We start from the raw sequence: 20,841 nt of genomic DNA, 5'->3' as shown, positions 1-20,841 counted from the left end.
CTTATTCGGCCGTCGCGTGAACGGTGACCGTGTGCCGCGCTGACCTGGGGAGCGCTCTCCCGCCGCTGATCGATAAGGTGACCGCGGGAGGCGTGATGACTCAGGACTTCGGCGGCTGGCAGTGGATCAACGAGCCCGCGAAATGGTCGGCGGCGGGCGAGGAGCTTCGGGTGACCGCCGACGCGCGCACCGATCTGTGGCGGGTCACCCACTACGGGTACACCTACGACACCGCCCACATCTTCGGCCGGACCCTTCCCGGCGATCTGCGGGTGACCACGACCTTCGAGGCCGCCTACGCCGAGCAGTACGACCAGGCGGGGGCCATGCTCCGCGTCGACGAGAAGAACTGGATCAAGGCGGGGGTGGAGTTCGTCGACGGGAGGATCAACATCAGCGCCGTGGTGACCAGGGACTTCTCCGACTGGTCGGTTCTCCCGCTTCCCGGGCCGGTCGAGGCCGTCACCGTGGATCTGGTCCGCGAGGGCGACACCGTGATCGTGAGGTACGGGGTCGACGGCGCCGAGCCGCTCACCATGCTGCGCCTGGCCTACTTCCCGCCGGAGGTTCCCGCGCTGGCCGGGGTCATGTGCGCCGCGCCCGTGGGCGAGGGGTTCGAGACCCGCTTCACATCGGTGACGGTGGCCTGAGACGTTCATTCGGCGTTTTATGCACGTATATCCGAATTCACGGAAATAATGCCGTCTTTCAGAGAGGAGCCGCCAAGGAGCAAGCCCGTAACATGTATATCGTGGTCTCCTGTGACGGGTTTCCGGCGAACGCCGTGAACCGCACCGTGAAACGCCACGCGGCGCTCGGGGAGGTGAGGCGGTGACCGATCAGGCCGGACGGGCACGCGCGGCGCTGGACACCACCGTCCCGAACCAAGCCCGCATCGCGAACTATTTCCTCGGCGGCAAGGACAACTTCGCGGCCGACCGCGAGGCGGCCGAGCAGATCCTCGCGGTGGCGCCCGAGATCCGCACGATGGCGCGCGAAAGCCAGGACTTCCATCTCCGCGCGGTCCGCTACCTGGTGGAACAGGGCATAACCCAGTTCGTCAACATCGGCGCGGGAATCCCCGCCGAGCACAACACCCACCAGATCGCCCAGTCGCTGACCCCCGACGCCCAGGTCGTCTACGTCTCGGACGACCCCGTGGTGCTCTCCCACTCCCGGGCGCTGCTCGCGACCGACGCCCGCACCGGCGTGGTCGAGGGCGACATCCTGCACCCGGCCGAGCTGATCGCCGATCCCGGCCTGCGGCAGCTGATCGACACCGACCGTCCCATGGCCATCCTGACGCTCAGCGCCCTGCAGTTCGCCCCCGACGAGGACGACCCCTTCAAGCGGGTCGGCCAACTGCGCGACCTGCTGCCGGTGGGCAGCTATCTGGTGATCGTCCACGCGGTGTTCGACTCCCGCCCCGACGCGGCCAAGCCGATCGTCGATGTCTACAAGCGGGTCTTCGGCCGTTCCGAGGACGCCTCGCGTAAGCGCGAGCAGGTGGCGGCCTTCTTCGACGGGATGGAGCTGGTCGAGCCCGGGCTGGTCTACATCCGGCTCTGGCGTCCCGACAACCCCCTCAACGTCCGCCACCCGGAAAAGGCCTGGCTCGTCGGCGGCGTCGCCCGCAAGCCCGCCCCCTGATCGCGGCGCCCCGCCGCCCGCCCCGGCACGCGCGGATCACGGCCGGGAGTCCAGAGAGTGGCCGATCAGCGACCTTTTGGTGACCGATCGCACCATGGCCGGGTTCCATACTGTGAGGTGCGTTTTCTGTCGTGAAAGGTCTGTGACTTGAGGCTTGCCCCCTTCGCCCGGTTTTCCCGTCCGCTCAAATGGGTGGCACGCGTCATCACCGCCGTCCTGGTGCTCGCGGTCCTCCTCGCCGGAGCGGCCGTCTGGACGGTGCAGCGGTCGTTCCCCCAACTGGACGGCGAACTGCGCCTCCCCGGCCTCGGCGCGGACGTGACCGTCCTGCGCGACCCGCACGGCATTCCGCAGATCTACGCGAGCACTCCGCGGGACCTGTTCATGGCGCAGGGGTACGTCCACGCCCAGGACAGGTTCTGGGAGATGGACTTCCGGCGCAAGACCACGGCGGGCCGCCTCTCGGAGCTGTTCGGCGCCTCCACGCTCGACGTGGACAAGGTGGTGCGCACCCTCGGCTGGCGGCGAACCGCCGAACGGGAGGTGGCGCTGCTCGACCCGCGAACCCGCCAGGCGCTCACCGACTACGCGGCCGGGGTGAACGCCTGGATGGGGCAGCACCAGGGCTTCGCCGAGCGGAGCCTCGAGTACGCCGTCCTGAAGCTCACCAACGGCTCCTACACCCCCGAGCCGTGGAACCCGGTCGACTCGCTGGCCTGGCTCAAGGCGATGGCCTGGGACCTGCGCTCCAACATGGACGCCGAGCTCGAACGGGCCCAGGACGCCTCCGCCGTGCCCGTGGAGCGGGTCGAGGAGCTGTTCCCCGGCTACCCGTACGAATCGCACCGGCCGATCGTCACGGCGGGAGCCGTACGCGACGGCCGCTTCACCCCCACGACTCCGGCGGCCTCCCCGGCCTCGGTGGCGTCGTCGCGGGTCCTCGCCGACGTGGCGCGCACGCTGCGCACCGTGCCGTCCCCGCTCGGGACGGACGGGACGGACCGCGCGGGCATCGGCTCCAACTCCTGGGTCGTGAGCGGCGCGCACACCGACACCGGCAAGCCGCTGCTGGCCAACGACCCCCACCTCGGGCCGCGCATCCCGTCCATCTGGTACCAGAGCGGGCTGCACTGCCGGGTGAAGTCCGCCGCCTGCCCCTACGACGTCGTCGGCTACACCTTCTCCGGCATCCCGGGCGTCGTGATCGGCCACAACGACCGGGTCGCCTGGGGCTTCACCAACCTCGGCCCCGACGTCACCGACCTCTACCTGGAGCGGACCAGGGGCGGCGCCTACGAGTCCGAGGGCGCGTGGGTGCCCATGGAGACCCGTACCGAGGAGATCAAGGTCGCCGGGCGCCCGTCCGAGACGCTGACCGTGCGGTCGACCAAGCACGGGCCGATCGTCTCCGGAGTGCTCGGCGACGCCAAGGCCGCCCTGCCGGGCGCCGCAGCCAAAGCGGGCGAGTCGAAGCCGGGGGAGACCGGGAAGACGGGAACGGCGGGGGAGACCGGGAACACGGGAACGGCGGGGGAGACCGGGAAGCTTCCCGCCGGCGGGCACGACGTGGAGATCGCGCTCCGGTGGACCGCCCTGGACCCCGGCCGCACGGCCGACGCCCTGCTCCTGCTCGACACGGCGGCGAACTTCGACCAGTTCCGCAAGGCGGCGTCGTTCTTCGAGGCCCCCGCCCAGAACATGGTCTATGCCGACGTGGACGGCAACATCGGATACCAGGCTCCCGGGCGCATCCCGATCCGGGCCGCGGGCGACGGCCGATGGCCGGCCCGGGGCTGGACCGGCAAGGAGGAGTGGACCGGCTACATCCCCTTCGACGAGCTGCCCATGGCCTACAACCCGCCCGAGGGGTTCATCGCGACCGCGAACAACGCCGCCATCGGCCCTTCCTACAGCCACTACCTCACCTCGGACTGGGCGTACGGGTACCGCTCGCAGCGCATCGTGGACCGCATCACGCAGGCCATGTCCAAGGGGAAGATCACCGTGGCCACGATGGGGGACATCCAGACTGACACGGCCAACGGCCTGGCGCCTCTGCTCGTCCCCTACCTGCTCAAGGCCGGCGCGGGCGTGCCGGAGGCCAGGGAACTGCTCACCGGCTGGGACTTCTCCCAGGGCCGCGACTCGGCGCCCGCCGCCTACTTCAACGCCGTATGGCGCCACCTGCTCCAGCGCACCTTCGACGACGAGCTGCCCGAGGGCGGCCGCCCCGGCGGCGGCGACCGCTGGTACGAGGTGGTGCGCCGGCTCCTCGACAGGCCCGGCGACCGCTGGTGGGACGACGTCCGGACCAAGGACAAGGGCGAGACCCGGGACGACATGCTCGTGGCGGCGATGGGCGACGCGGCGAAGGAGCTACGGGCCGAGCTGGGCGACTCTCCCCGCGACTGGCGCTGGGGCGACCTGCACACCCTGGAGCTGACCAACGAGACGTTCGGCACCTCGGGCATCGGCCCGATCGAGTGGCTGTTCAACCGCGGACCGCTGAGGCTGGGCGGAGGCAAGGACGCGGTCGACGCGACCGGCTGGAACGCCTCCAAGGGCTACCAGGTCGACTGGGTGCCCTCGATGCGGATGATCGCCGACATGGCGGACCTGGACCGCTCGCGCTGGGTCAACCTGACGGGCGCCTCCGGGCACGCCTTCCACGGCGACTACGACGACCAGGCGCAGCTGTGGGCCGACGGCGGCTCGACCCCCATGCGCCAGACCGAACCCGCCGTGCGCAAGGACGCGGTGAACACCCTCACCCTCGTGCCCTAGCGCCTCCGGGCGGTTCAGAGGTGCCGCATGCCGCCGGGGAGCCGCGGGGTCCGGACGCGGACGCGGGTCCTGTCGCAGACCTCGCAGCGCTCGGTGACCACGTGGCCGATCGCCTCCTCGGTGTTCCACCGGTGGCGCGGGTGGATCCCCGTGGTCATCCTCGCCAGCGCCCTGGAGACGCCGCTGCCGGGTAAGCCGAGCTTGTCGAGTGTGTTCACGCCTTCGCTCCCCACCTTCTGGCCGACGGGTACGGCGATATACGCCGATTCCCGGTCCGACACTGCCCTCAGACGCGGGCCTCATGCGTGCCGGGGAAGGTGGGATTCCAGGCTTACCCGCTGGTGACCGAGGCGATCTCCGCGAGCGGGAACTCCAGATAGTCGCCCGCTTCCTCGCACCAGGCGTCCAGCACGCCGCGCCGCAGCTCGCCGTGGCTGATCGTGGCGGTGAGGCCGTCGGACAAGGTGATGAGCGCGCGCACGCCGCGATCGACGACGAACCCGAGCAGTGACTGCTGGGCCGTGGGCAGGCGGGTGGCCAGCCGGCCGATGACCGCCCAGGTCTGACCGGTGTGCCGTTCCGCCTCGCGGGTCTGCGTCAGCCGGCGCGCGTGCTCGTGAGGGTCGGGCGGCGGCTCGGTGAGGGCGACCTGGGGCTCCTCCAGCTCGGCGACCCGGCCGCCGGGCAGCAGGATGAGCCGTCCGCCCTGCGGCTCCCGCCGGACCGCGATCTCCCCCGTGTCGTCCACCGGCACCGGGGCGTACCCGGCGTCGCGCAGCGCGGCGAGCGTGCGGTCCGCCGGAGCGCTGCCGGCGAGCACGGTGGGCGCGAGGAGGCGCAGCCCGAGCCGGGCCAGACGGCGGTGCGCGGCGATCTCGGCGAGCAGGCCGGGGTCGGAGCCCTGGATGATGCACCCGACCGTGGTGACCGTGACCTCGCCGTACCGGCGTGCCACGTCCATGACGAGGTAGGTCAGCGGCTGCGGGATGGTGCCCGCCGCACGCAGCTCCTCCAGCAGCGAGTCGGCGGAGTACCCGGCGTCCAGGGCCCGCCGCACGCTCGCGGGGCTGAACCGCCACACCGAGGCGGCGCCCTGCGACTCGCGGTCGGCGGCACGGTCGAGCAGGCCGGACAGCTCGGCGGCCGGCGGACCGGTGACGACGGCCGTCAGGTCGGCTCCGAAGAGGGCGGTGCGCTGGGCGCCGGCCAGCGCGTGCACCGAGGACTCCACCAGACCGGGATCGCGTTCCACCTCGGGCACCGTCTCGTCCTGCTCGTCACCGGCCACCGCGGAGCCGAGCGCGGCGAGCGCGCGGCCGAGCGCCGTCAGGGTGTCGGAGGCGACCAGGCCGAGCAGCCGCGCCTCCGTGAGGACGGCGGGGCAGCACTCCGCCAGCAGGTCGCGGTCGAGCAGCGGCGCCCGCCAGTGCACGGCCTGCACCAGCTCGGGCATGCTCGCGAAGGCCGCGTCCTGCGGGAGGGTGGCGAGCGTGGCCAGCACCGCCCAGCGGATGCGCGCCACCGTCTCGCCGGCCGGGTCGTCGCTGAGCACCGTGGAGTACCTGCCGGCGGCCCGTCGCAGCGACGAGCGTTCCATGCGCCACCAGGCGGCGAGCAGCACCCGCAGCCGGGCGGGGGCGTCCTCCAGCCGCCAGGCGTCGAACCGCTTGGTCGGGATCAGGCCGCCCGCCGTCTCGTCCCAGGCGAGCAGCCTGGCGACGGCGCACGCCTCCAGCAGCAGGCGGGTCTCCTCCTCGGTGCAGCCGGTCTCCTTGATGACGCGGCGCACCTCGCGGACTCCGACGCCGCCGCCCTTCAGCAGGGGGAGCGGGGTCTTGTCGGTGTTCTCCAGCAGGGCGGCGGCCCGGTCGACCGCGTGCGGCGCGGCCAGGCACATCTCGTGGTCGACGGCTTCGGGGGCGACGGGCACCGTGCCGAGCTGGGGCGGCTCGGGGGTGAACGGCGCGTGGTAGTCGGGGCCGCGCAGCGCCAGCGCGACCTCGCGGGGCATCTCGCCGATGTCCCACTGGGTGCGGTAGAGCAGTCCCCGGTCGGCGGCCCACTTCTCCGGGGCGCCGTGGACGACGAAGCGGTTGCCGTCCACGCCGCGCACCGGCCCGTCCCAGGCGAACTCGTCGAGCAGGCTCACCGTGCCGTCGGGAGCGTCGCGCAGCAGGGCGGCCAGCCGGTCGGCGTCGCCGAGCACCGTGGTGATGCGGGCCATCAGCTGCCGCTTGCCGCCCTGGGACGCCAGGCCGAGCTCGCGGCTCATGCGGCGCAGCCCTTCGGTGTTGAGCGTCCAGGAGTCGAGGTAGGTGGAGAGGGGCTCGCCGAGCCCGCACGGGGCGGTCCACCAGCGGGCGACGGCGCCGGCCAGGTGGAGGCGGCCGTCTGGCGCGGGCCACGCGAGAGCGTGCTCGAACAGGCCGTCCAGCCAGGGAAGCACCTCCGCCGTGGTCACTCCCAGGAAGCGGGCCAGCTCCTCGGCGTTCGCCCGCTCGCCGATGACCAGGCAGGCCTGGAGGATCTCGAGAGGAGGCAGGGGGAGGCCGCGCATGACCTCCATGACGGCGAAGTCGTCGCTCAGGCGCCGGGCGAGGGTGTCCAGGCGGCGCGGCCATGGCGCGGCGATCGCGTCCGGGCGGTTGGCCAGGACGCGCGCGAGCCGGTCTTCATCGAGGGTCGTCAACCAGTCGAGCAGGTGATCATCCATCACAGCTCTTTCAAAGGTCTCGCGGGAGTCACCAAGAAGCCACCGTAATGCAGAGCACCCGTCTGACGGGATCGACGTAGCAGAATAGGGCCCCGAATCCTTCACGCGACTTTCGTGACGGCGGTTCAGCTTTTGAGCACGGCCCAAACGACCTTGCCGCAGGGGAGCAGCGGATTCCAGCCCCATCGCAGGCTCATCGACTCCACGATGTGCAGGCCCATGCCGCCCGGTTCGAGGGGCGAGGGGTGGCGCATGATGGGCGCCGCCGTTCCGGGGTCGGCGAAGACGCACGTCACGAGGGAGCCCTTGCGGATCATCGACATCCGGATGGGTTCCGAACCGCTTCGACGAAGGTCGCGCGGATCCAGCACGAGTCCGTGGCGTAACGCGTTGGTGGCGAGCTCGGACACCACGAGCTCCATGTCCTCCACCAGATCGCCCATGCCCCAGCCGATGAGGCTGCCGGCGGCGAAGCTCCGCGCCGAATGTACTGATTCGGCGCGCGGAGGGAGCACGAAGGTGGCACTGGACGTGCCTGCTCCAGGGGGTGTCAGGTCGCGCGCGGGATTGGGCCACCAGCCGACAGGAGGCCACCAATCGAAGGCCGACCACTGGTTTCGCCCACGTGTCAGGTCCGTGGAGTGCACGAGATCATGATGGTCCAAACTCGCGTGCAGGTGCAAGAGCGAATGCACGTGCAGAAGAGTCGTGCAGGCGCTACGGTTGCCTCGGGAGTGAAACCGAAGGGGGACCACACGCGCGATCTTTGACAGACTGTGAACCAGTCCAGCACCGGAGGAAAGCACGTGTCCATCGATCCGCCCGGCTCCGGCTCAACGGTTCGGCGCATTATGTTGGGCGCCAGCCTACGTAGGCTGCGCGAGGAGCGCGGGCTAACACGTGAGGTCGCGGGATTCCACATCCGCGCCTCCGAGTCCAAGATCAGCCGGATGGAACTTGGGCGGGTGGGATTCAAGACGCGTGACGTCGAGGATCTGCTCACGCTCTATGGCGTCGACGACGACGCCGACCGTCGCGGGCTGCTCGAGATGGTCCGTGAGGCCAACACTCCCGGATGGTGGCACAAATACAGCGACTTGCTCCCCTCATGGTTCTCGACGTATGTCGGGCTCGAAGAGGCGGCGTCGGTGATCCGCACCTACGAGGTGCAGTTCGTACCGGGGCTCCTCCAGACGGCCGCGTACGCCCGGAAGGTGATCAGGCTCGGATATCCGGACGTCTCCGAAGACGAGATCGAACGTCGCGTGCATCTGCGCATGCAACGGCAGGAACGTCTCACCCGTAAGGACGGACCGAAACTCTGGGCTGTCATCGACGAGGCCGCACTGCGGCGGCCCATCGGTGGCAAAGAGATCATGTACGAGCAGTTGCAGCACCTGATGGCCGTCGCCAGCCTGCCGGCCATCACCTTGCAGGTGATGCCGTTCCAGTTCGGTATGCACGCGGCCGAGGGTGGAGCGTTCACCATCCTGCGTTTTCCGGAGTCCGACCTGTCGGACGTGGTCTACGTCGAGCAGCTGTGGGGTGCCCTTTACCTGGACAAGCGTGAGGACATCGACCCATACCTCACCGCAATGGAACAGCTGTGCGTCGAGAGCACAACTCCCGGGGGCACTGCCGAGATACTCGGCGACATACTCAGAGAGACCTAGATGAACCAGCCCTATAACGGAATGCCGGCCACGAGCCTCACCGGCGTCGCCTGGCGTAAGAGTGTTCACAGCAACTCGCAGGGCAACTGCGTCGAGCTTGCCAAACTCCCCGACGGGGGCGTCGCCGTCCGCAACTCCCGGTTCCCGGACGGCCCGGCCCTGATCTACACCGCTGACGAGATCCGGGCCCTCGTGCTCGGCGTCAAGGACGGCGAGTTCGACAACCTGGTCGCGTAACACCCTGTTCACATATCGCGAGTCCGGTTAACCGGAGAGCGCGGATCGCGTAACCGGGGTCGTTCATCACTCCGGCAAACTGGGTTCGTCCACTTCTGTGAAGTCTTGGGGGCCCGTGATGCTGGACCAGATGACTCTCTACCCTGTAGCCGATGACGTGCTGTTCGCACCGGGGGGCCGCGTCGTGATCCGTACGTACGGCGTCGCGTCCGCGGCCTCCACAGAAGACGGCGCCCGGCCGGTCTCCTACCGCACCTGGGTCACGGGAGTCAGGGACCAGCCCAGGTACTGGCGCTGGGGCCACTTCGAGGACGCCCGCCGTGGCCACCGCAAGGTGCTCGAATGGCTGACCGGCCGCGGTCCCCAACCCCAGCCCCACCCCCCGGCCGCCGTCGCCGGCTGACCGCCTCCTGCCGCCACGTCCGTCTCCCTCGAGGCGCGACGTGCTGTTGGTCGTCGGGGACGATAGGACGCGCACCGGTCACGTCGTGGGCGATGTCCTCGCGGATCGAGCGCCGGTCGCAGAGGGCGCGCCGTTCACCGTTGGCGGGGTCACGGGGGCGTTCCAGCGGGTCAGGGCGTGTTGTTCGTGTTCGAAGCCGAGGGCGGAGATCGTCCCTGTGTCGAGTTTGAAGAGGCGGCCATCCTGTGGGGGCAGGTCGAGCCAGCGGGCGGTGAGCACCCGCAGGAAGTGACCGTGGGCGACCAGGGCGACGGTGCCCTCGGCCCGCGTGACGCGGGCGATCACCCGGTCGGCGCGCTCGGCGACCCGCTCGATCGTCTCGCCGGGATGTTCGGCGTCCCCGGGCACGACGCCGTCGCGCCAGAGATACCAGCCGGGATGTTTCTTCCTGATATCCGGCGTGGTGATGCCTTCGTAACCGCCGTAGTCCCACTCCCAGAGATCCGCGTCGATCTCGAAGCCGGTCAGTCCGGCCAGTTCCGCGGTGCGTATCGCCCGTTTCGCCGGGCTGACGAGGACGAGCGAGAAGCTCATGCCCTTCAGCGCCGGGGCGAGCGCGCGGGCCTGGTCCTCACCCTTGGGCGTGAGCGGTATGTCGGTACGCCCGGTGTGCCGGCCGTCGCGGCTCCACTCGGTCTCACCGTGCCGCAGAAGAATCAGCTCGTCCATATCGGACCATCATCTCCCGTCCGCCCGGCTCCCCGGCGCGCACCCCGGGCATCGGCCCCTAAAACGATCTGCCGCGGTGCCTCGCCCCCCCGGCGGCCTGATCTGACGCTCGTCGTAGCCAGGCCGGCTCGTCGCTCGGTTCTTGTCCGTTTTTGTGGACAGTTTGTCCCGGCGCAGGGGGTGCTCCTCTCAGGCTGGTTGCGAGAGTGGACGTGAACGGACACGCGACTCGCGCCTGACCTGCAAGGAGAGCATCGATATGAGCGAGATCATCGCAGGCGTCGCCATCCCGGACTCGGCGCTCGTCACCGAGGCGACCGAGCTGGTGCGGGAGGCGGCGCCGCCGCTGCTTTACGACCATTCGCGCCGCGTCTACCTGTTCGGCACCCTCCAGGGGAGGCGGCTCGGCCTTACGGCCGATCCGGAGCTGCTCTACGTCGGGGCGATGTTCCACGACCTCGGGCTGACCGAGACCTACCGCCGCACCGACCAGCGTTTCGAGATCGACGGAGCGGACGAGGCGCGCCGCTTCCTGGCCTCGCACGGCGTCCCGGAGGCCGAGATCCGCAAGGTGTGGGAGGGCATCGCGCTGCACACCACCCCCGAGGTGCCCTATCGCCTCGAACCCGAGGTGGCGCTGGTGACCGCCGGCGTCGAGACCGACGTCCTCGGCATCGGCTACCGCGAACTCGACCCGGCGGACGTCGCGGCCGTGACCGCGGCCCACCCGCGCCCCGACTTCAAGCGGCGGATCCTCGCCGCCTTCACCGACGGCTTCAAGGACCGGCCCGACACCACGTTCGGCACCGTCAACGCCGACGTCCTCGAGCACTTCGTCCCCGGCTTCCGGCACATCGACTTCGTCGAGGTCATCTTGAAGAACGACTGGCCCGAGTGACCCGGCGGACCGGGAGGAACGCACCTCGTATCCGGGGAGCGGAAGGAAGATCGCGCGTTAGCGCCGCCCGGAGCGTTCGTTTGGCAGTCTGGGGTCATGACGGCCGACAGCGGCGCGGCGCCGGGCCCGAGCCTGAACTCCCCGACGAGATCGAGCGGTTATGCCAGGACGTGTCCGAACTCTTCGTGCTGCTGACCGAGCTGTACATGGCGTACCGGCGGCTGTTCGGACTGCTGGACCCCCACACCCAGCGCACCCGCCAGCGGCTCGCCGCCATGGGCTGGATCGTGCGGTGAACGCTCGGCGGCGGACCGCCGGTGCCGGGGCGCCGGGGTGACGTCAGTTGCCCTTGCGGAGCACGCGGGTGACGGACTCCCCGATGGCCGGGGTGAACTCGGCCGGGCAGTCGATGCCGAGCGACCGGGCGAGGTCCCGGCCGTGCACGTCGGCGGTGGCCTCGACGAGATCGGCGAGCCGGCCCGTGCGGTGCCGTCCGAGCCACCAGGCCGAGCCGATGCACGCCGCGCCGATGAGCGCGGCGGGCCACCACCACAGCGCCGGCAGCAGGTACAGCACCCCCCAGCCGGCCAGCCGGGCGGCGGAGGCGAGATCGTCCCGGGCCGAGGTGATCCGGCCCCGCACCTCTTCCGGCACGAGCAGCCACAGCCGGGGCCAGGCGGAGACCAGATCGAGGTCGTACCGGGCGCGGACCCGGATGCCCGCGGCGAGCATCCGGTCGCCCATCCAGGTGGGGCTGCGCGGTTCGGCGAGCGCGATGCGGTTGCGGGCGGCGTTCAGGGCGTCGGTGCCGGGCCCGGGGACGGGCGGCGCGCCGTCGCCTGGCGCGGCCTCGTTCGATCCGGCCCCGACCCGCGCGGTGCCGCCGAGCGCGCCGCCGTCCAGGGCGGCGCCGGGGGACAGAAGCAGTCGCGCCTTCGCCTGGAGCGCTGCGTGGTAGCGGTCGGCCGCCAGGGTCCAGCGGCGGCGACGCCATGCGGTCAGCGCCCGGCCCGGCGGGCCGCCCCAGGACCCCATCCAGCACCATTCGGCGACCCGGCCCAGCGCCTCCGCGGCCAGCCCGGCTCCCGCGAGGCTCCATCGCCACGACGGCAGGCTCGCCACTCTGGACGAGTCGATCGGGCTGCTGCGCCGTTGCGCCGGTGGCGCGCGGCTGCTCGGCGACGTCCTGGTCACGCGGTACGAGCGCACCAAGGACCTGTCCGCGCTCGATGAGGCGATCACGTGCTATCGGCGCGCCGCGGAGTCCGCTCCCGGGCTGCGCGCGCTCAACGACTTCGCCCGGGCGCTCGACCTGCGATTCCGCGAGAGCGGCGATCCGGCGTACCTGGAGGAGTACTCCGCCGTGGCGCGCGCGGCGGCCGAGGTGACCGACGCGCCCGTGGAGCAGCGCATGTCCGCGGTCACCCGGCTCGGGATCGTGTCAGGAGAGCGTGGCGAGTGGCACCAGGCGGCGGAGGCGTTCGAGCGGGCCATCGAGCTGCTCCCTCAGCTCGCGCCGCGCCATCACGCCCAGAGCGCGCAGCTTCGGGAACTGGCGAGGTTCGCCTCGCTCGCCCCTTCCGCCGCCGCCTGCGCCGTCCGGGCCGGGGACGCCGAGCGGGCTGTCGAGCTGCTCGAACAGGGACGGGGTGTGCTGCTCGGACAGGCCCTGGACACCAAGGACGAAGTGAGCGAACTGCGCGCCCGCCGCCCCGATCTCGCGGAGACGTTCCTCGACCTGCGCGACCGGATGAGCGATACGCGTCAGGAGATGCGCGAACGGCGGGCCGCGCTCCCGGGGTGGCTGCACTGGTCCGGGGCTGAGGAACTGGCGGACAGCCGTTATCGATGAGAACGATCTTGCTGGCCAACCCAGGGCAGAAGTGGGATGCGGGTGGGATAGTTGTTGGTCAGCGGGCCGCGAGTACTGCGTAGGCGGTGGAGCGGCCGATTTTGAGGGTGCGGGCAGCCTCGGTGACCGAGACACCGTCGTGGACCAGGCGGCGTAGTGTGGCCAGCTCGGCGGGGCCGATGACGCGCGGCCGGCCGGTCTTCTTCTTGCCGGGCAGCATGGCACCGGTGGCCTCGCGGCGCCTGGCGGCGGCGATTCCCTCAGCCTGACGCTCGGCGCGCAGCTCCAACTCGTACTCCGCGGCCGCGGCCAGGACCGCGAACATGAACCGGCCCTCTTTGGTGGCCAGATCAAAGTTCTCCGTCAGCGACACCACCGTGATGCTGCGGTCGCGCAGCTCGTTGACCGTGGTCAGCACGTGTCCCGCTGAGCGGCCCCACCGGTCGGACTTCCAGAACTTCAGCGTGTCGCCCGCCTTGGGCAGCGCCAGGAGCGCCTCCCATGCCGGCCGCGCGACGCCGCGCTTGCCCGACTCCGTTTCCATGACCAGTTCGTCGTAGCCGCTGGCCGCCAGGGCGTCGAGCTGAAGCTGCGGGTTCTGATCCCGCGTCGAGACTCGTGCGTAGGCCCAGATGGTCATCAGCCATCCTCCCGGCGATGTCCAGAAACGTAAACCTTTCTGGACACTCTACTGACCAGCCGCGACACCGTCTAGAAACCTCTGTCCAGAAAGTCGCTGCGCACGGCTAGAGAGGATCAAAGGCTGAAGTTACGGGGGTTTGAGGTCGAGACCGGTCTTGGCGATGAAGCCGCTGATCAACTGAGGGCGGTACTGCATCTTCTTCAGCCGGGTCTTGATCAGCCGGGCGAGTTCGTTCAGGGTCTTCTTAGCCAGATTGGCCAGGGAACGTTTCAGATGGGCCCAGACGGTCTCGACCGGATTGAGCTCGGGGCGTAGGAGGGCAACTGGATGAGCGTCAGCCAGGCACGATGCTCGACCAACCGGCGCATGGCGGCGCTGATGTGGGTGTTCAAGTTGTCCCAGATCAGCACGATCGGGCCGCGAAGTTGCTGGTGTGCGGCATCCAGGAGAGCTGCGTAATCGGCCTCGGAGAACGACTTGCGTTCACCCTTACGACCTCGCCGCAGCCGGGAGCCGGTAGATCAGCCGAGGCAGATGGCCGGGCTTGGTGGCGATCAGCCCGGCGATCATCACCGTGCCCGAACCGCTGCCGGACACCGTCACCACCGGTGTCACCCCGCGCCGTCCCCAGCTGCGCCCGCGCGGTGGTCTCAGGCCTTGACCAGCCTCGTCTTCCCAACAGAGCCAGGCGTCCAGGTTCGCCGCGGCCCTTTCCCCTCCGGCCAGGCATGCTCACGCCAGGCGGCGACCGCCTGCTCATCGCGCTCGGCCGCCCGCCGCGCGGGTACCTGCCAGCTCCAGCCCAGCCGGTGCAGCAGATAGTCCAGTCCGCTCAAGGTGTAGGGCACCCGGAACAGCTCCCTGACCAGCTCGGCGATCCGAGCCAGGGTCCAGCACTGATCCTCGCTCCACCCGTACGCGGCCGGCCCTTCGTCCAACGCCGCCTGCAGCGCCTCCAGCTGCGCCTCGGTCAGCTTGCACTTCTCGCCACCCGGCCCCTTGGACAGCAGGGCCTCCCGGCCGCCGACGTCAAAGGCCCGGTGCCAGCGGTTGGCCGACATCCGGCTGACCCGAAACTCGGCCGCCACCTGCGCGTCTGTGGCGCCCTCGATGAAGCGGACCGCCGCCTGCATCCGCACCTGCTCCCGGCGGGCCCGCGCCGCAGCGGTCAGTCCGCCACCCTCGGGATACCTCATCCCTCCTGCATAGACCCACGACGAACAGCCGTCACGCAACCAGCAGGCGACACCTACGTAACGTAACTCCCACCTTCAAAACTCTCTAATGGATTCAGCCATCGAGGAAGATCCAACGAGCGTATCTCCGGCCTTTCATTAGGCGGTGCGGCGGGAGCGGGCCAGAGCCAGCCCACCGAGGACCATGGCGATCGGCCCGACCACCAGGCCCACGTAGCCCCCTACTATTCCGTAGCCGGCGCCGGGACCACCCTCGGCGGCGGCCACGACCAGACCGCCGATGACCGTGCAGGCCAGCCCCGCCGCCAGCGCCACGATGGCCCCCCTTCTCCCGGTGCCGGTGCCGATACGACCCGCGGAGCGGGCCAGAGCCAGCCCGCCGATGACGACGCCGGCCAGCCCCAGCAGCGCGGCCACCGCGGACCATAGGCGCCCGGCGGTCAAGGTGTAAGCACCGGCGGGCTGGGTCAAAACGTGCGCGGCTGCCGGTGTGGCGAGCCCCACAATTCCGAGCAGGGCCGCTGCGGCGGTGGCTAGCAAGTGACGAACGGACATGAGGAACCTTTCTGTTCGAATGACGGGCGTCGGCAGCATGTGCAGCGCGCTGGATCGCTTATGCCGGTCGAGGTCCCGGTGACGAGCGCGAGCGCCTGGGAGGGGTGTCGCGGAATCGCATTGATAGGGGGCGAGGACGACCTCCGCGCCCCTCCGCAGGACGGTCCTGTGGAAAGGCGCGATGATGCCGTTCAGTCGTGCGTGCCGGAAATGAAAGCCGAGTCGATGCTGCCATCGGTCAACAGTTGTTGCAGCGCGCGCTGCATGGTCTCGGAGTCGTTGAGGTGCGGGAACGGCTCGCCGGCGGGAGCGTCGACACCCAGGAACCGGCAGAGCGGCTCCCAGCCCTCGCGGACGTCGAACACCAGGAGGCGATCCGCGGGCAGGCTCTCCTGGACAACGGCCACGTGACGGTGGAACGCCGCTACCGCGATCTCTTCGTCGGGCATGCCCCGCTGGAAGTCCCAGGTATCGCCGAAGGCGGACTCTCCGATGAGATCGAGAACCGGGCGGAGCCTCTCCATCGTCCTAAGTACCGCGGCCCCCGCTTCAGGCAGATCCGGCGGCACGTCCCGGCGGGTGGCGATTAGAGCCTGCATGCTGACATACCAGCGATGCGGATCGCGGACGGTCAGGACGACCTTCGCGTCCGGGTAGACCTCCGCCTGCTCGCGCCAGAAGAAACTGGCTGGCCAGTCCTGGGTGGATGGGTAGCCGCCGAGCACGCTGTCCCAGTCCAGCGGCAGGCCGCAGGCGGCGGGCAGCCACCGGTCGACGTGGTCGGGATTGCTCCCGATTTCGGCCATGTGGTAGCAGGGACCGAATCCCAGCCTTTCCAGCGCGGCCTTCATCGATCTGGTTCCGGTACGCGGGAATCCCGCGCCGATCAGGTGTAACACGTCAGCCTCCTGCTGTTGCGGCCGCGGCGTTCACCTATCGGCAGACGTGGACCGCGGCCTTGACGTAGGTGTCGGACTAGCAGGGCAGCCGCACTTGTTGATGTAGAGCTATCTGCCTGTATGTACAAGATCACGAGAAGTGGCCGCCGTGCGATGATCGAGGTGTGTACGGTCATCAGGGCCTCGATCGTGCGCTTGTATTCGCTGTGGTCAGCCGCTCAGCTCGGTGCGGCGGGAGCGGGCCAGAGCCAGCCCGCCGAGGACCGCACCGACCAGCCCAAGCACCAGGGCCAAGGCCGCCCCGAATACTCCGTTGCCGGTGCCGAGACCACCGTCGGCGACAGCCAGTTTCACCACGCCGTTGAGCCCGCCGATCAGCCCCACCACCACAGCCACGATGGCTCCCCTCCTCCCGCCGTTGCCGATACGACGGACGGAGCGCAGCGCCAGCCAGCCGATGACCACGCCGCCCAGCGCCACCAGTGCGGCCACACTGGCCCAGATTCGCTCAGGGGTCCCGAGGAAAGTATCGACACCCTGGCCCGCGCATTCTGCCGACGTCGTACAGACTGGCGAGGCCGCCTGTGCGGCAAGCACCAACAGGATGGACATTGAGGATCCTTTCGGTCGAATGACGGGCGCCCGCAGCGTGTGCAGCGCGGTGGCTCGGCCCATGCCGGTCGAGGTCCCGGTGACGAGCGAGCGCCTGGCAGGGGTTTCACGAAATCGATCATCGCGCCGTCGAGGCCGCCGCGGCCTCCGGCAGCGGACGGCAGCGTCTACGCAGTTCTGCGTAGACGCCTCGTGCCTAGGTACGCTCGTCGTGGTAGGCGGTCGCGCGTCTGGGCGGAGTGTTCTCACGGGCAGCAACCGTAGGATCGCGGCATGGAACACCGCGCCGCGTCGTTGCGCCTGCCTGTGCCGGCGCAGGACGTGTTGCTCGCGCTCTTCATCACCGTGATGCAGGTTCAGGGCACGATCGTCCGTAACGTCGGCGAGGTGGTACAGCGGCCGCTCACCGACCTCGGAAACCTGGGATATGTCCTGCTGATCGTGAGTGGCGTGGTCGTCGCCGTCCGCCGCCGGTGGCCGGTGCCGGTGTTCGTCACCGCCGCGCTCGCCAGCTTGGTGTACTTCGGCCTTGACTTCCCGGACGGGCCCGGCTGGCTCGCGCTCTTCATCGCCCTGTACACCGTCGCCGCCTACGGAGACGGGCGCCGGTCGCTGGTGATCGCCGGCGTGGGCACTTCGGTGCTCGCCATCGGCTGGCTGGTCGCCGCGGCCGACATCGAGCCACGCGCCGCCATCGGCTGGGTGTTCTTCCGGATCGGCGCGTCGGTCATGAGCGCGGCCCTTGGCGAGTCCGTCCGGTCCCGACAGGTCATCGCGGCCGAAGCTCAGGAGCGCGCCGAGTTGGCTGAACGGACTCGCGAGGAGGAAGCGCGGGCACGGGCCGACGCCGAACGGCTCCGGATCGCGCGCGAGGTCCACGACACCGTCGCGCACGCCATAGCGATCATCAACGTCCAGTCCGGCGTCACCGCACACGTGCTCGACAAGCGGCCGGAAGTGGCGCGCGAGGCGCTGCGAGCGATCGAGCAGACCAGCTCCCGGGCGCTGCGGGAGATGCGGGCCATCCTCGGGGTACTCCGTGACGACGACGGTGACGACGACGGACGGGCGCCGTACCCCGGGCTGGGACAGATCGACGAACTGGCCGCCAAGGCGCGCGAGGCCGGACTCGACATCAAGCTTGAGGAGACCTCGCCCGCGGTCCCGTTGCCCAGCGCGGTGGGAAGTGCCGCCTACCGAATCGTTCAGGAATCGATCACCAACGTGGTCCGCCACGTCGGTCCGACTCGGGTGACGGTAGTGCTGAACCCCGGGATCGACGTCTTGGAGATCCGCGTGACCGATGAGGGCCGCCGCGCCGCCCCAGGTCATGACTCCGCGGACCCGCCCCTACCGGCCCGGCATCCGACCAGCAGTGGCAGCTCGGCCAAGCCCGGCCGCGGGATCGTCGGCATGCGCGAACGCTGTCAACTGCTGGGCGGAGAACTCGACGCCGGGCCGATTCCAGGCGGCGGGTTCGAAGTCAAGGCACGACTGCCCCTCGCGCCGACCGGGTCGCGCCTATGAACGCGGCAGCCGCCTCACCGTTGACCAACGCTCCGATCAAGGTGCTGCTCGCCGACGACGAGGGTCTCGTGCGATCCGGGTTCAAGGTCCTGCTCGAACTCGAAGACGACATCACGGTGGTGGGAGAAGCCACCAACGGCGCCGAAGCCGTCGAACGGGCCCGCGCCACCCGCCCCAACGTCGTCCTCATGGACATCCGCATGCCAAAGCTGGACGGGATTCAAGCCACCGCCCAGATCGCCGAAACGCACGGGTTGGAGCAGGTCCGCGTCCTCATCCTCACCACCTACGACACCGACGAGTACGTCTTCGACGCATTGCAAGCCGGCGCCAGCGGCTTCCTGCTCAAAGACGCCGGCCCGGCCGAGCTCCTGCAGGCCATCCGGGTGATCGCCGCCGGAGACGCGCTGCTCGCGCCGCGCATCACCCGACGCCTCATCGGCCAGTTCACCGCGCAACGAACTGCTGCCCGGGCTGCGGAAGAGCGGCTCGCGGTGCTGACTCAGCGCGAGCGTGAAGTGCTGGCCCTGGTGGGGCAGGGCCTGAGCAACCACGAGATCGGCGCCGAGTTGTTTCTCAGCCCGGCCACCGCGCGCACCCATGTCAGCCGTGCGATGGCGAAACTGGGTGCGCGCGACCGTGCGCAACTGGTCGTCGTCGCTTACCAAACAGGACTGGTCAGCCCTGCGATGTAAGGCACGGGCCACGCTGGCCGGCGACTGGGACGCCGCCCGCCAAGTCCAGCTGGAACCGCCCGAAACCGGCGTGTGCTCGGCCACTGCAGGTCGAGGTCGATCTGCATCAGCCGCGCTCGGCGGACCTGGCCGCCCTCATGCCCGGCGTCACCAGACGCGGGCGCACCGTCGTGTTCACCGCCGAGACCATGACGGCCGCCTACGGCATGCTCCAGCTCATCGTCGTGCTCACCCAGGTCGGGTCATGAGCACGAGAGAGGGGCCGACGGCCGAAGCCGGCCAGATTGTCCACCCGCTGCAGCGCCCGCACCATCTCCGTGCCCGACGTGCGCTTGGGCGCCTGCCGCAGCTTCTCCAACTCCGAGACACGCGAGCCCTCCGGCACCACCAGCAGGCCCGACAACGCCCCCGGCAGCTCCGGATCGGCACGGCGCACCTGCTTGGCCACCACCGCGTACATGCGCACATCGGCCCGTTCCCGCACGCTGCCCACCAGCCGCTCCAGCACGGTCACCCCGGGCAGCAGCATCCGATGCCGCCGCAGCCACGCCACCGACTGCTCGAACAACGCCACCGGCCCCTCGGCGTGCGTCCACGCCCGGCCGTGCAGGAGAGTCCGGAACTGGCGCGTCAGCTGCCGCCCGGTCCAACTGTCGCGGTCGTCGAAGGTGTGGTAACCGTAGGCGTCTCGGATCACCCACGCATGGTCATAGGCCGTCTGCGCACGAACGGCGTACTTCTTGACCTGCGACGCATCACCAATCCCCAGTTGCTCGGCCAGATAGTCCACCACCGGCCACGGCACCGCCAGCGGATCCTCCAGGAACAACCCCTTGTGCCGGACCGTCCCGATCTGGACGGCAACACTTCGAGCTCGACCCCGGGCTCGCCGAGGAGTTCGACGCGTGCCTCGCGCGCATCCGCACCGTTCCCGGTCTCGGCCGCTTCCTGCTGCCGCCGCGCGCGAGCGAGCTGCTCCGGCTCGCCGCGGACGGCCCGATCGTGACGCTCTACTCGAACGACTACGGATCCGACGCGCTCATGAGTGCGACCGCCCGCATCCCCGTACGGTCATGGACCGGGTCGTCTCCTCCCACACGCCGACGGTCCGGGCGCTGGACCACGCCCGGCGACGGCGGCGGGCACCGGACCCGCGGGCGCTGGTCGTCTGCGTGCCGCACGCGCCCGGGACGCCGGAACTGCGGGAGGTGGAGCGCGAGGCGGGGCGGGTACGGGCCCGGTTCGGGGAGGCGCTGACCCTCACCGGCTCGCAGGCCGTTCGGGCCGCGGTCCTGCGGGGGCTCGGTGACGCGTCCCATGTGCACTTCGCCTGCCACGGCGTGACCGACCGCGAGGACCCGTCGCGCAGCAGGCTCCTCGTCCACGATCACGAGGAAACGCCGCTGACCGTTTCGGACATCTTCCGGCTCCGGCTGGAGCACGCGGAGCTGGCCTACCTGTCCGCGTGCGACACCGCGCGGACGCCGAAGGTGCCCGATGAGCCGGTCCACATCACCGGCGCCATGCAGATCGCCGGGTATCCGCACGTCATCGGGACGCTGTGGAACGTCGACGATGCCATCGCCGCCGACATCGCGTCGGACTTCTACGCGGAGCTCGCCGTGCCCGGCACCGAGCCGGCCGGCACCGAGCCGGCCGGCTCCGGGGCCGGGCTGCCGCCCGCCGCGGCGCTGCACGCCGCGGTCCGGCGGGTCCGGGACCGGTACCCGGGTGCGCCGACCCTGTGGGCCGCCCACATCCACGCGGGGGCGTGA

Annotated in this window: 24 protein-coding genes and 1 pseudogene; 13 read left to right on the top strand and 12 right to left on the bottom strand. The window is 70.1% G+C overall.

Features of this window, described 5'->3' with window-relative positions; all coding sequences use genetic code 11:
- The first annotated feature begins 95 nt into the window (after positions 1–95).
- The 3 genes from MYF83_RS08225 to MYF83_RS08215 all read left to right on the top strand — a co-directional run bounded on the left by MYF83_RS08225 (position 96) and on the right by MYF83_RS08215 (position 4,434).
- Positions 96–650, top strand: a complete 555-nt coding sequence (locus tag MYF83_RS08225; RefSeq protein WP_248959597.1) for a DUF1349 domain-containing protein — start codon at positions 96–98, stop codon at positions 648–650.
- 181 nt (positions 651–831) lie between these two features.
- Positions 832–1,650 (top strand): SAM-dependent methyltransferase, encoded by an 819-nt coding sequence (locus tag MYF83_RS08220; RefSeq protein ID WP_248959596.1) that lies wholly within the window; start codon positions 832–834, stop codon positions 1,648–1,650.
- A gap of 147 nt (positions 1,651–1,797) precedes the next feature.
- Positions 1,798–4,434: a penicillin acylase family protein gene (locus tag MYF83_RS08215; RefSeq protein ID WP_248959595.1), complete on the top strand. Its 2,637-nt coding sequence runs from the start codon at positions 1,798–1,800 to the stop codon at positions 4,432–4,434.
- Positions 4,435–4,448: 14 nt separating this feature from the next.
- Here the strand turns inward: MYF83_RS08215 and MYF83_RS08210 are convergent, their stop codons facing one another.
- From MYF83_RS08210 to MYF83_RS08200, 3 genes are all read right to left on the bottom strand, one after another.
- Positions 4,449–4,652 carry a hypothetical protein gene (locus MYF83_RS08210; RefSeq protein WP_248959594.1) on the bottom strand — a complete coding sequence of 68 codons (204 nt, stop codon included), beginning with the start codon at positions 4,650–4,652 and terminating at the stop codon, positions 4,449–4,451.
- A 113-nt stretch (positions 4,653–4,765) separates the two neighbouring features.
- On the bottom strand, positions 4,766–7,147 hold the full coding sequence (locus MYF83_RS08205; RefSeq protein ID WP_248959593.1) for a helicase-associated domain-containing protein: 2,382 nt from the start codon (positions 7,145–7,147) through the stop codon (positions 4,766–4,768).
- Positions 7,148–7,272: 125 nt separating this feature from the next.
- Positions 7,273–7,662, bottom strand: coding sequence for an ATP-binding protein (locus MYF83_RS08200; protein ID WP_248959592.1), 390 nt, complete (start codon positions 7,660–7,662; stop codon positions 7,273–7,275).
- A gap of 291 nt (positions 7,663–7,953) precedes the next feature.
- Between MYF83_RS08200 and MYF83_RS08195 the strand changes: the two genes are divergently transcribed.
- From MYF83_RS08195 to MYF83_RS08185, 3 genes are all read left to right on the top strand, one after another.
- Positions 7,954–8,820, top strand: a complete 867-nt coding sequence (locus MYF83_RS08195) for a Sco1979 family transcriptional regulator (protein ID WP_504973658.1) — start codon at positions 7,954–7,956, stop codon at positions 8,818–8,820.
- Entirely contained in the window at positions 8,821–9,057 is a 237-nt protein-coding gene (locus tag MYF83_RS08190; RefSeq protein ID WP_248959591.1) for a DUF397 domain-containing protein, read from the top strand.
- 130 nt (positions 9,058–9,187) lie between these two features.
- Positions 9,188–9,460, top strand: a complete 273-nt coding sequence (locus tag MYF83_RS08185; RefSeq protein ID WP_248959590.1) for a hypothetical protein — start codon at positions 9,188–9,190, stop codon at positions 9,458–9,460.
- A 78-nt stretch (positions 9,461–9,538) separates the two neighbouring features.
- Here MYF83_RS08185 and MYF83_RS08180 read toward each other — a convergent pair whose 3' ends face one another.
- Entirely contained in the window at positions 9,539–10,189 is a 651-nt protein-coding gene (locus tag MYF83_RS08180; RefSeq protein ID WP_248959588.1) for a histidine phosphatase family protein, read from the bottom strand.
- Between the two features lie 259 nt (positions 10,190–10,448).
- Between MYF83_RS08180 and MYF83_RS08175 the strand changes: the two genes are divergently transcribed.
- Together MYF83_RS08175 and MYF83_RS08170 are read left to right on the top strand one after the other, a co-directional pair.
- A complete protein-coding gene (locus MYF83_RS08175; protein WP_248959587.1) occupies positions 10,449–11,087 on the top strand; it encodes an HD domain-containing protein in 639 nt (212 codons plus the stop codon).
- 80 nt (positions 11,088–11,167) lie between these two features.
- Positions 11,168–11,383 (top strand): hypothetical protein, encoded by a 216-nt coding sequence (locus tag MYF83_RS08170; RefSeq protein WP_248959586.1) that lies wholly within the window; start codon positions 11,168–11,170, stop codon positions 11,381–11,383.
- Between the two features lie 43 nt (positions 11,384–11,426).
- On the opposite strand, the gene MYF83_RS08165 is transcribed toward MYF83_RS08170, so the two are convergent.
- A complete protein-coding gene (locus tag MYF83_RS08165) occupies positions 11,427–12,281 on the bottom strand; it encodes a hypothetical protein (RefSeq protein ID WP_248959585.1) in 855 nt (284 codons plus the stop codon).
- 169 nt (positions 12,282–12,450) lie between these two features.
- On the opposite strand from MYF83_RS08165, the gene MYF83_RS08160 reads away from it, so the two are divergent.
- Positions 12,451–12,939 carry a hypothetical protein gene (locus tag MYF83_RS08160; RefSeq protein ID WP_248959584.1) on the top strand — a complete coding sequence of 163 codons (489 nt, stop codon included), beginning with the start codon at positions 12,451–12,453 and terminating at the stop codon, positions 12,937–12,939.
- A 58-nt stretch (positions 12,940–12,997) separates the two neighbouring features.
- On the opposite strand, the gene MYF83_RS08155 is transcribed toward MYF83_RS08160, so the two are convergent.
- The 6 genes from MYF83_RS08155 to MYF83_RS08135 all read right to left on the bottom strand — a co-directional run bounded on the left by MYF83_RS08155 (position 12,998) and on the right by MYF83_RS08135 (position 16,844).
- Positions 12,998–13,579, bottom strand: a complete 582-nt coding sequence (locus tag MYF83_RS08155; protein ID WP_248959583.1) for a recombinase family protein — start codon at positions 13,577–13,579, stop codon at positions 12,998–13,000.
- A 272-nt stretch (positions 13,580–13,851) separates the two neighbouring features.
- Positions 13,852–14,028 carry a transposase gene (locus MYF83_RS44195; RefSeq protein ID WP_372500109.1) on the bottom strand — a complete coding sequence of 59 codons (177 nt, stop codon included), beginning with the start codon at positions 14,026–14,028 and terminating at the stop codon, positions 13,852–13,854.
- A 204-nt stretch (positions 14,029–14,232) separates the two neighbouring features.
- Entirely contained in the window at positions 14,233–14,778 is a 546-nt protein-coding gene (locus MYF83_RS08150; RefSeq protein WP_248959582.1) for a winged helix-turn-helix domain-containing protein, read from the bottom strand.
- A gap of 138 nt (positions 14,779–14,916) precedes the next feature.
- Positions 14,917–15,333: a DUF6223 family protein gene (locus MYF83_RS08145; RefSeq protein WP_248959581.1), complete on the bottom strand. Its 417-nt coding sequence runs from the start codon at positions 15,331–15,333 to the stop codon at positions 14,917–14,919.
- Between the two features lie 191 nt (positions 15,334–15,524).
- The gene (locus MYF83_RS08140; protein ID WP_248959580.1) at positions 15,525–16,232 is read right to left on the bottom strand and encodes a sulfotransferase family protein; all 708 of its coding nucleotides are present in this window, start codon (positions 16,230–16,232) and stop codon (positions 15,525–15,527) included.
- Positions 16,233–16,442: 210 nt separating this feature from the next.
- Complete coding sequence (locus MYF83_RS08135; RefSeq protein WP_248959579.1) at positions 16,443–16,844, bottom strand: DUF6223 family protein; 402 nt, start codon at positions 16,842–16,844, stop codon at positions 16,443–16,445.
- A gap of 273 nt (positions 16,845–17,117) precedes the next feature.
- Here MYF83_RS08135 and MYF83_RS08130 point away from each other — a divergent pair, with 273 nt between their 5' ends.
- From MYF83_RS08130 to MYF83_RS44190, 3 genes are all read left to right on the top strand, one after another.
- Positions 17,118–18,371: a sensor histidine kinase gene (locus MYF83_RS08130; RefSeq protein ID WP_248959578.1), complete on the top strand. Its 1,254-nt coding sequence runs from the start codon at positions 17,118–17,120 to the stop codon at positions 18,369–18,371.
- On the top strand, positions 18,368–19,066 hold the full coding sequence (locus MYF83_RS08125; protein WP_248959576.1) for a response regulator transcription factor: 699 nt from the start codon (positions 18,368–18,370) through the stop codon (positions 19,064–19,066). Before MYF83_RS08130 ends, MYF83_RS08125 begins: the two co-directional genes overlap by 4 nt.
- Before the next feature lie 83 nt (positions 19,067–19,149).
- Positions 19,150–19,314: a M55 family metallopeptidase gene (locus tag MYF83_RS44190; RefSeq protein WP_372500108.1), complete on the top strand. Its 165-nt coding sequence runs from the start codon at positions 19,150–19,152 to the stop codon at positions 19,312–19,314.
- A 20-nt stretch (positions 19,315–19,334) separates the two neighbouring features.
- Here the strand turns inward: MYF83_RS44190 and MYF83_RS08120 are convergent.
- Positions 19,335–19,934: pseudogene (locus MYF83_RS08120) on the bottom strand (DUF4158 domain-containing protein); the annotation flags it as partial.
- Positions 19,935–20,139: 205 nt separating this feature from the next.
- Here MYF83_RS08120 and MYF83_RS08115 point away from each other — a divergent pair.
- Entirely contained in the window at positions 20,140–20,841 is a 702-nt protein-coding gene (locus tag MYF83_RS08115; RefSeq protein WP_248959574.1) for a CHAT domain-containing protein, read from the top strand.

Source organism: Sphaerisporangium perillae, assembly GCF_023276435.1.
Taxonomy (GTDB): Bacteria; Actinomycetota; Actinomycetes; order Streptosporangiales; family Streptosporangiaceae; genus Sphaerisporangium; species Sphaerisporangium perillae.
Note: the sequence above shows the minus strand (reverse complement) of the source record. Positions and strands in the feature narration are given on the sequence as shown.

Coding starts and splice junctions, on each gene's coding strand:
- MYF83_RS08225 (WP_248959597.1), top strand. CDS start 96: ATGACTCAGGACTTCGGCGGCTGGCAGTGGATCAACGAGCCCGCGAAA.
- MYF83_RS08205 (WP_248959593.1), bottom strand. CDS start 7,147: ATGGATGATCACCTGCTCGACTGGTTGACGACCCTCGATGAAGACCGG.
- MYF83_RS08190 (WP_248959591.1), top strand. CDS start 8,821: ATGAACCAGCCCTATAACGGAATGCCGGCCACGAGCCTCACCGGCGTC.
- MYF83_RS08185 (WP_248959590.1), top strand. CDS start 9,188: ATGACTCTCTACCCTGTAGCCGATGACGTGCTGTTCGCACCGGGGGGC.
- MYF83_RS08180 (WP_248959588.1), bottom strand. CDS start 10,189: ATGGACGAGCTGATTCTTCTGCGGCACGGTGAGACCGAGTGGAGCCGC.
- MYF83_RS08175 (WP_248959587.1), top strand. CDS start 10,449: ATGAGCGAGATCATCGCAGGCGTCGCCATCCCGGACTCGGCGCTCGTC.
- MYF83_RS08155 (WP_248959583.1), bottom strand. CDS start 13,579: ATGACCATCTGGGCCTACGCACGAGTCTCGACGCGGGATCAGAACCCG.
- MYF83_RS08150 (WP_248959582.1), bottom strand. CDS start 14,778: ATGAGGTATCCCGAGGGTGGCGGACTGACCGCTGCGGCGCGGGCCCGC.
- MYF83_RS08145 (WP_248959581.1), bottom strand. CDS start 15,333: ATGTCCGTTCGTCACTTGCTAGCCACCGCCGCAGCGGCCCTGCTCGGA.
- MYF83_RS08135 (WP_248959579.1), bottom strand. CDS start 16,844: ATGTCCATCCTGTTGGTGCTTGCCGCACAGGCGGCCTCGCCAGTCTGT.
- MYF83_RS08130 (WP_248959578.1), top strand. CDS start 17,118: ATGGAACACCGCGCCGCGTCGTTGCGCCTGCCTGTGCCGGCGCAGGAC.
- MYF83_RS08125 (WP_248959576.1), top strand. CDS start 18,368: ATGAACGCGGCAGCCGCCTCACCGTTGACCAACGCTCCGATCAAGGTG.
- MYF83_RS08115 (WP_248959574.1), top strand. CDS start 20,140: ATGGACCGGGTCGTCTCCTCCCACACGCCGACGGTCCGGGCGCTGGAC.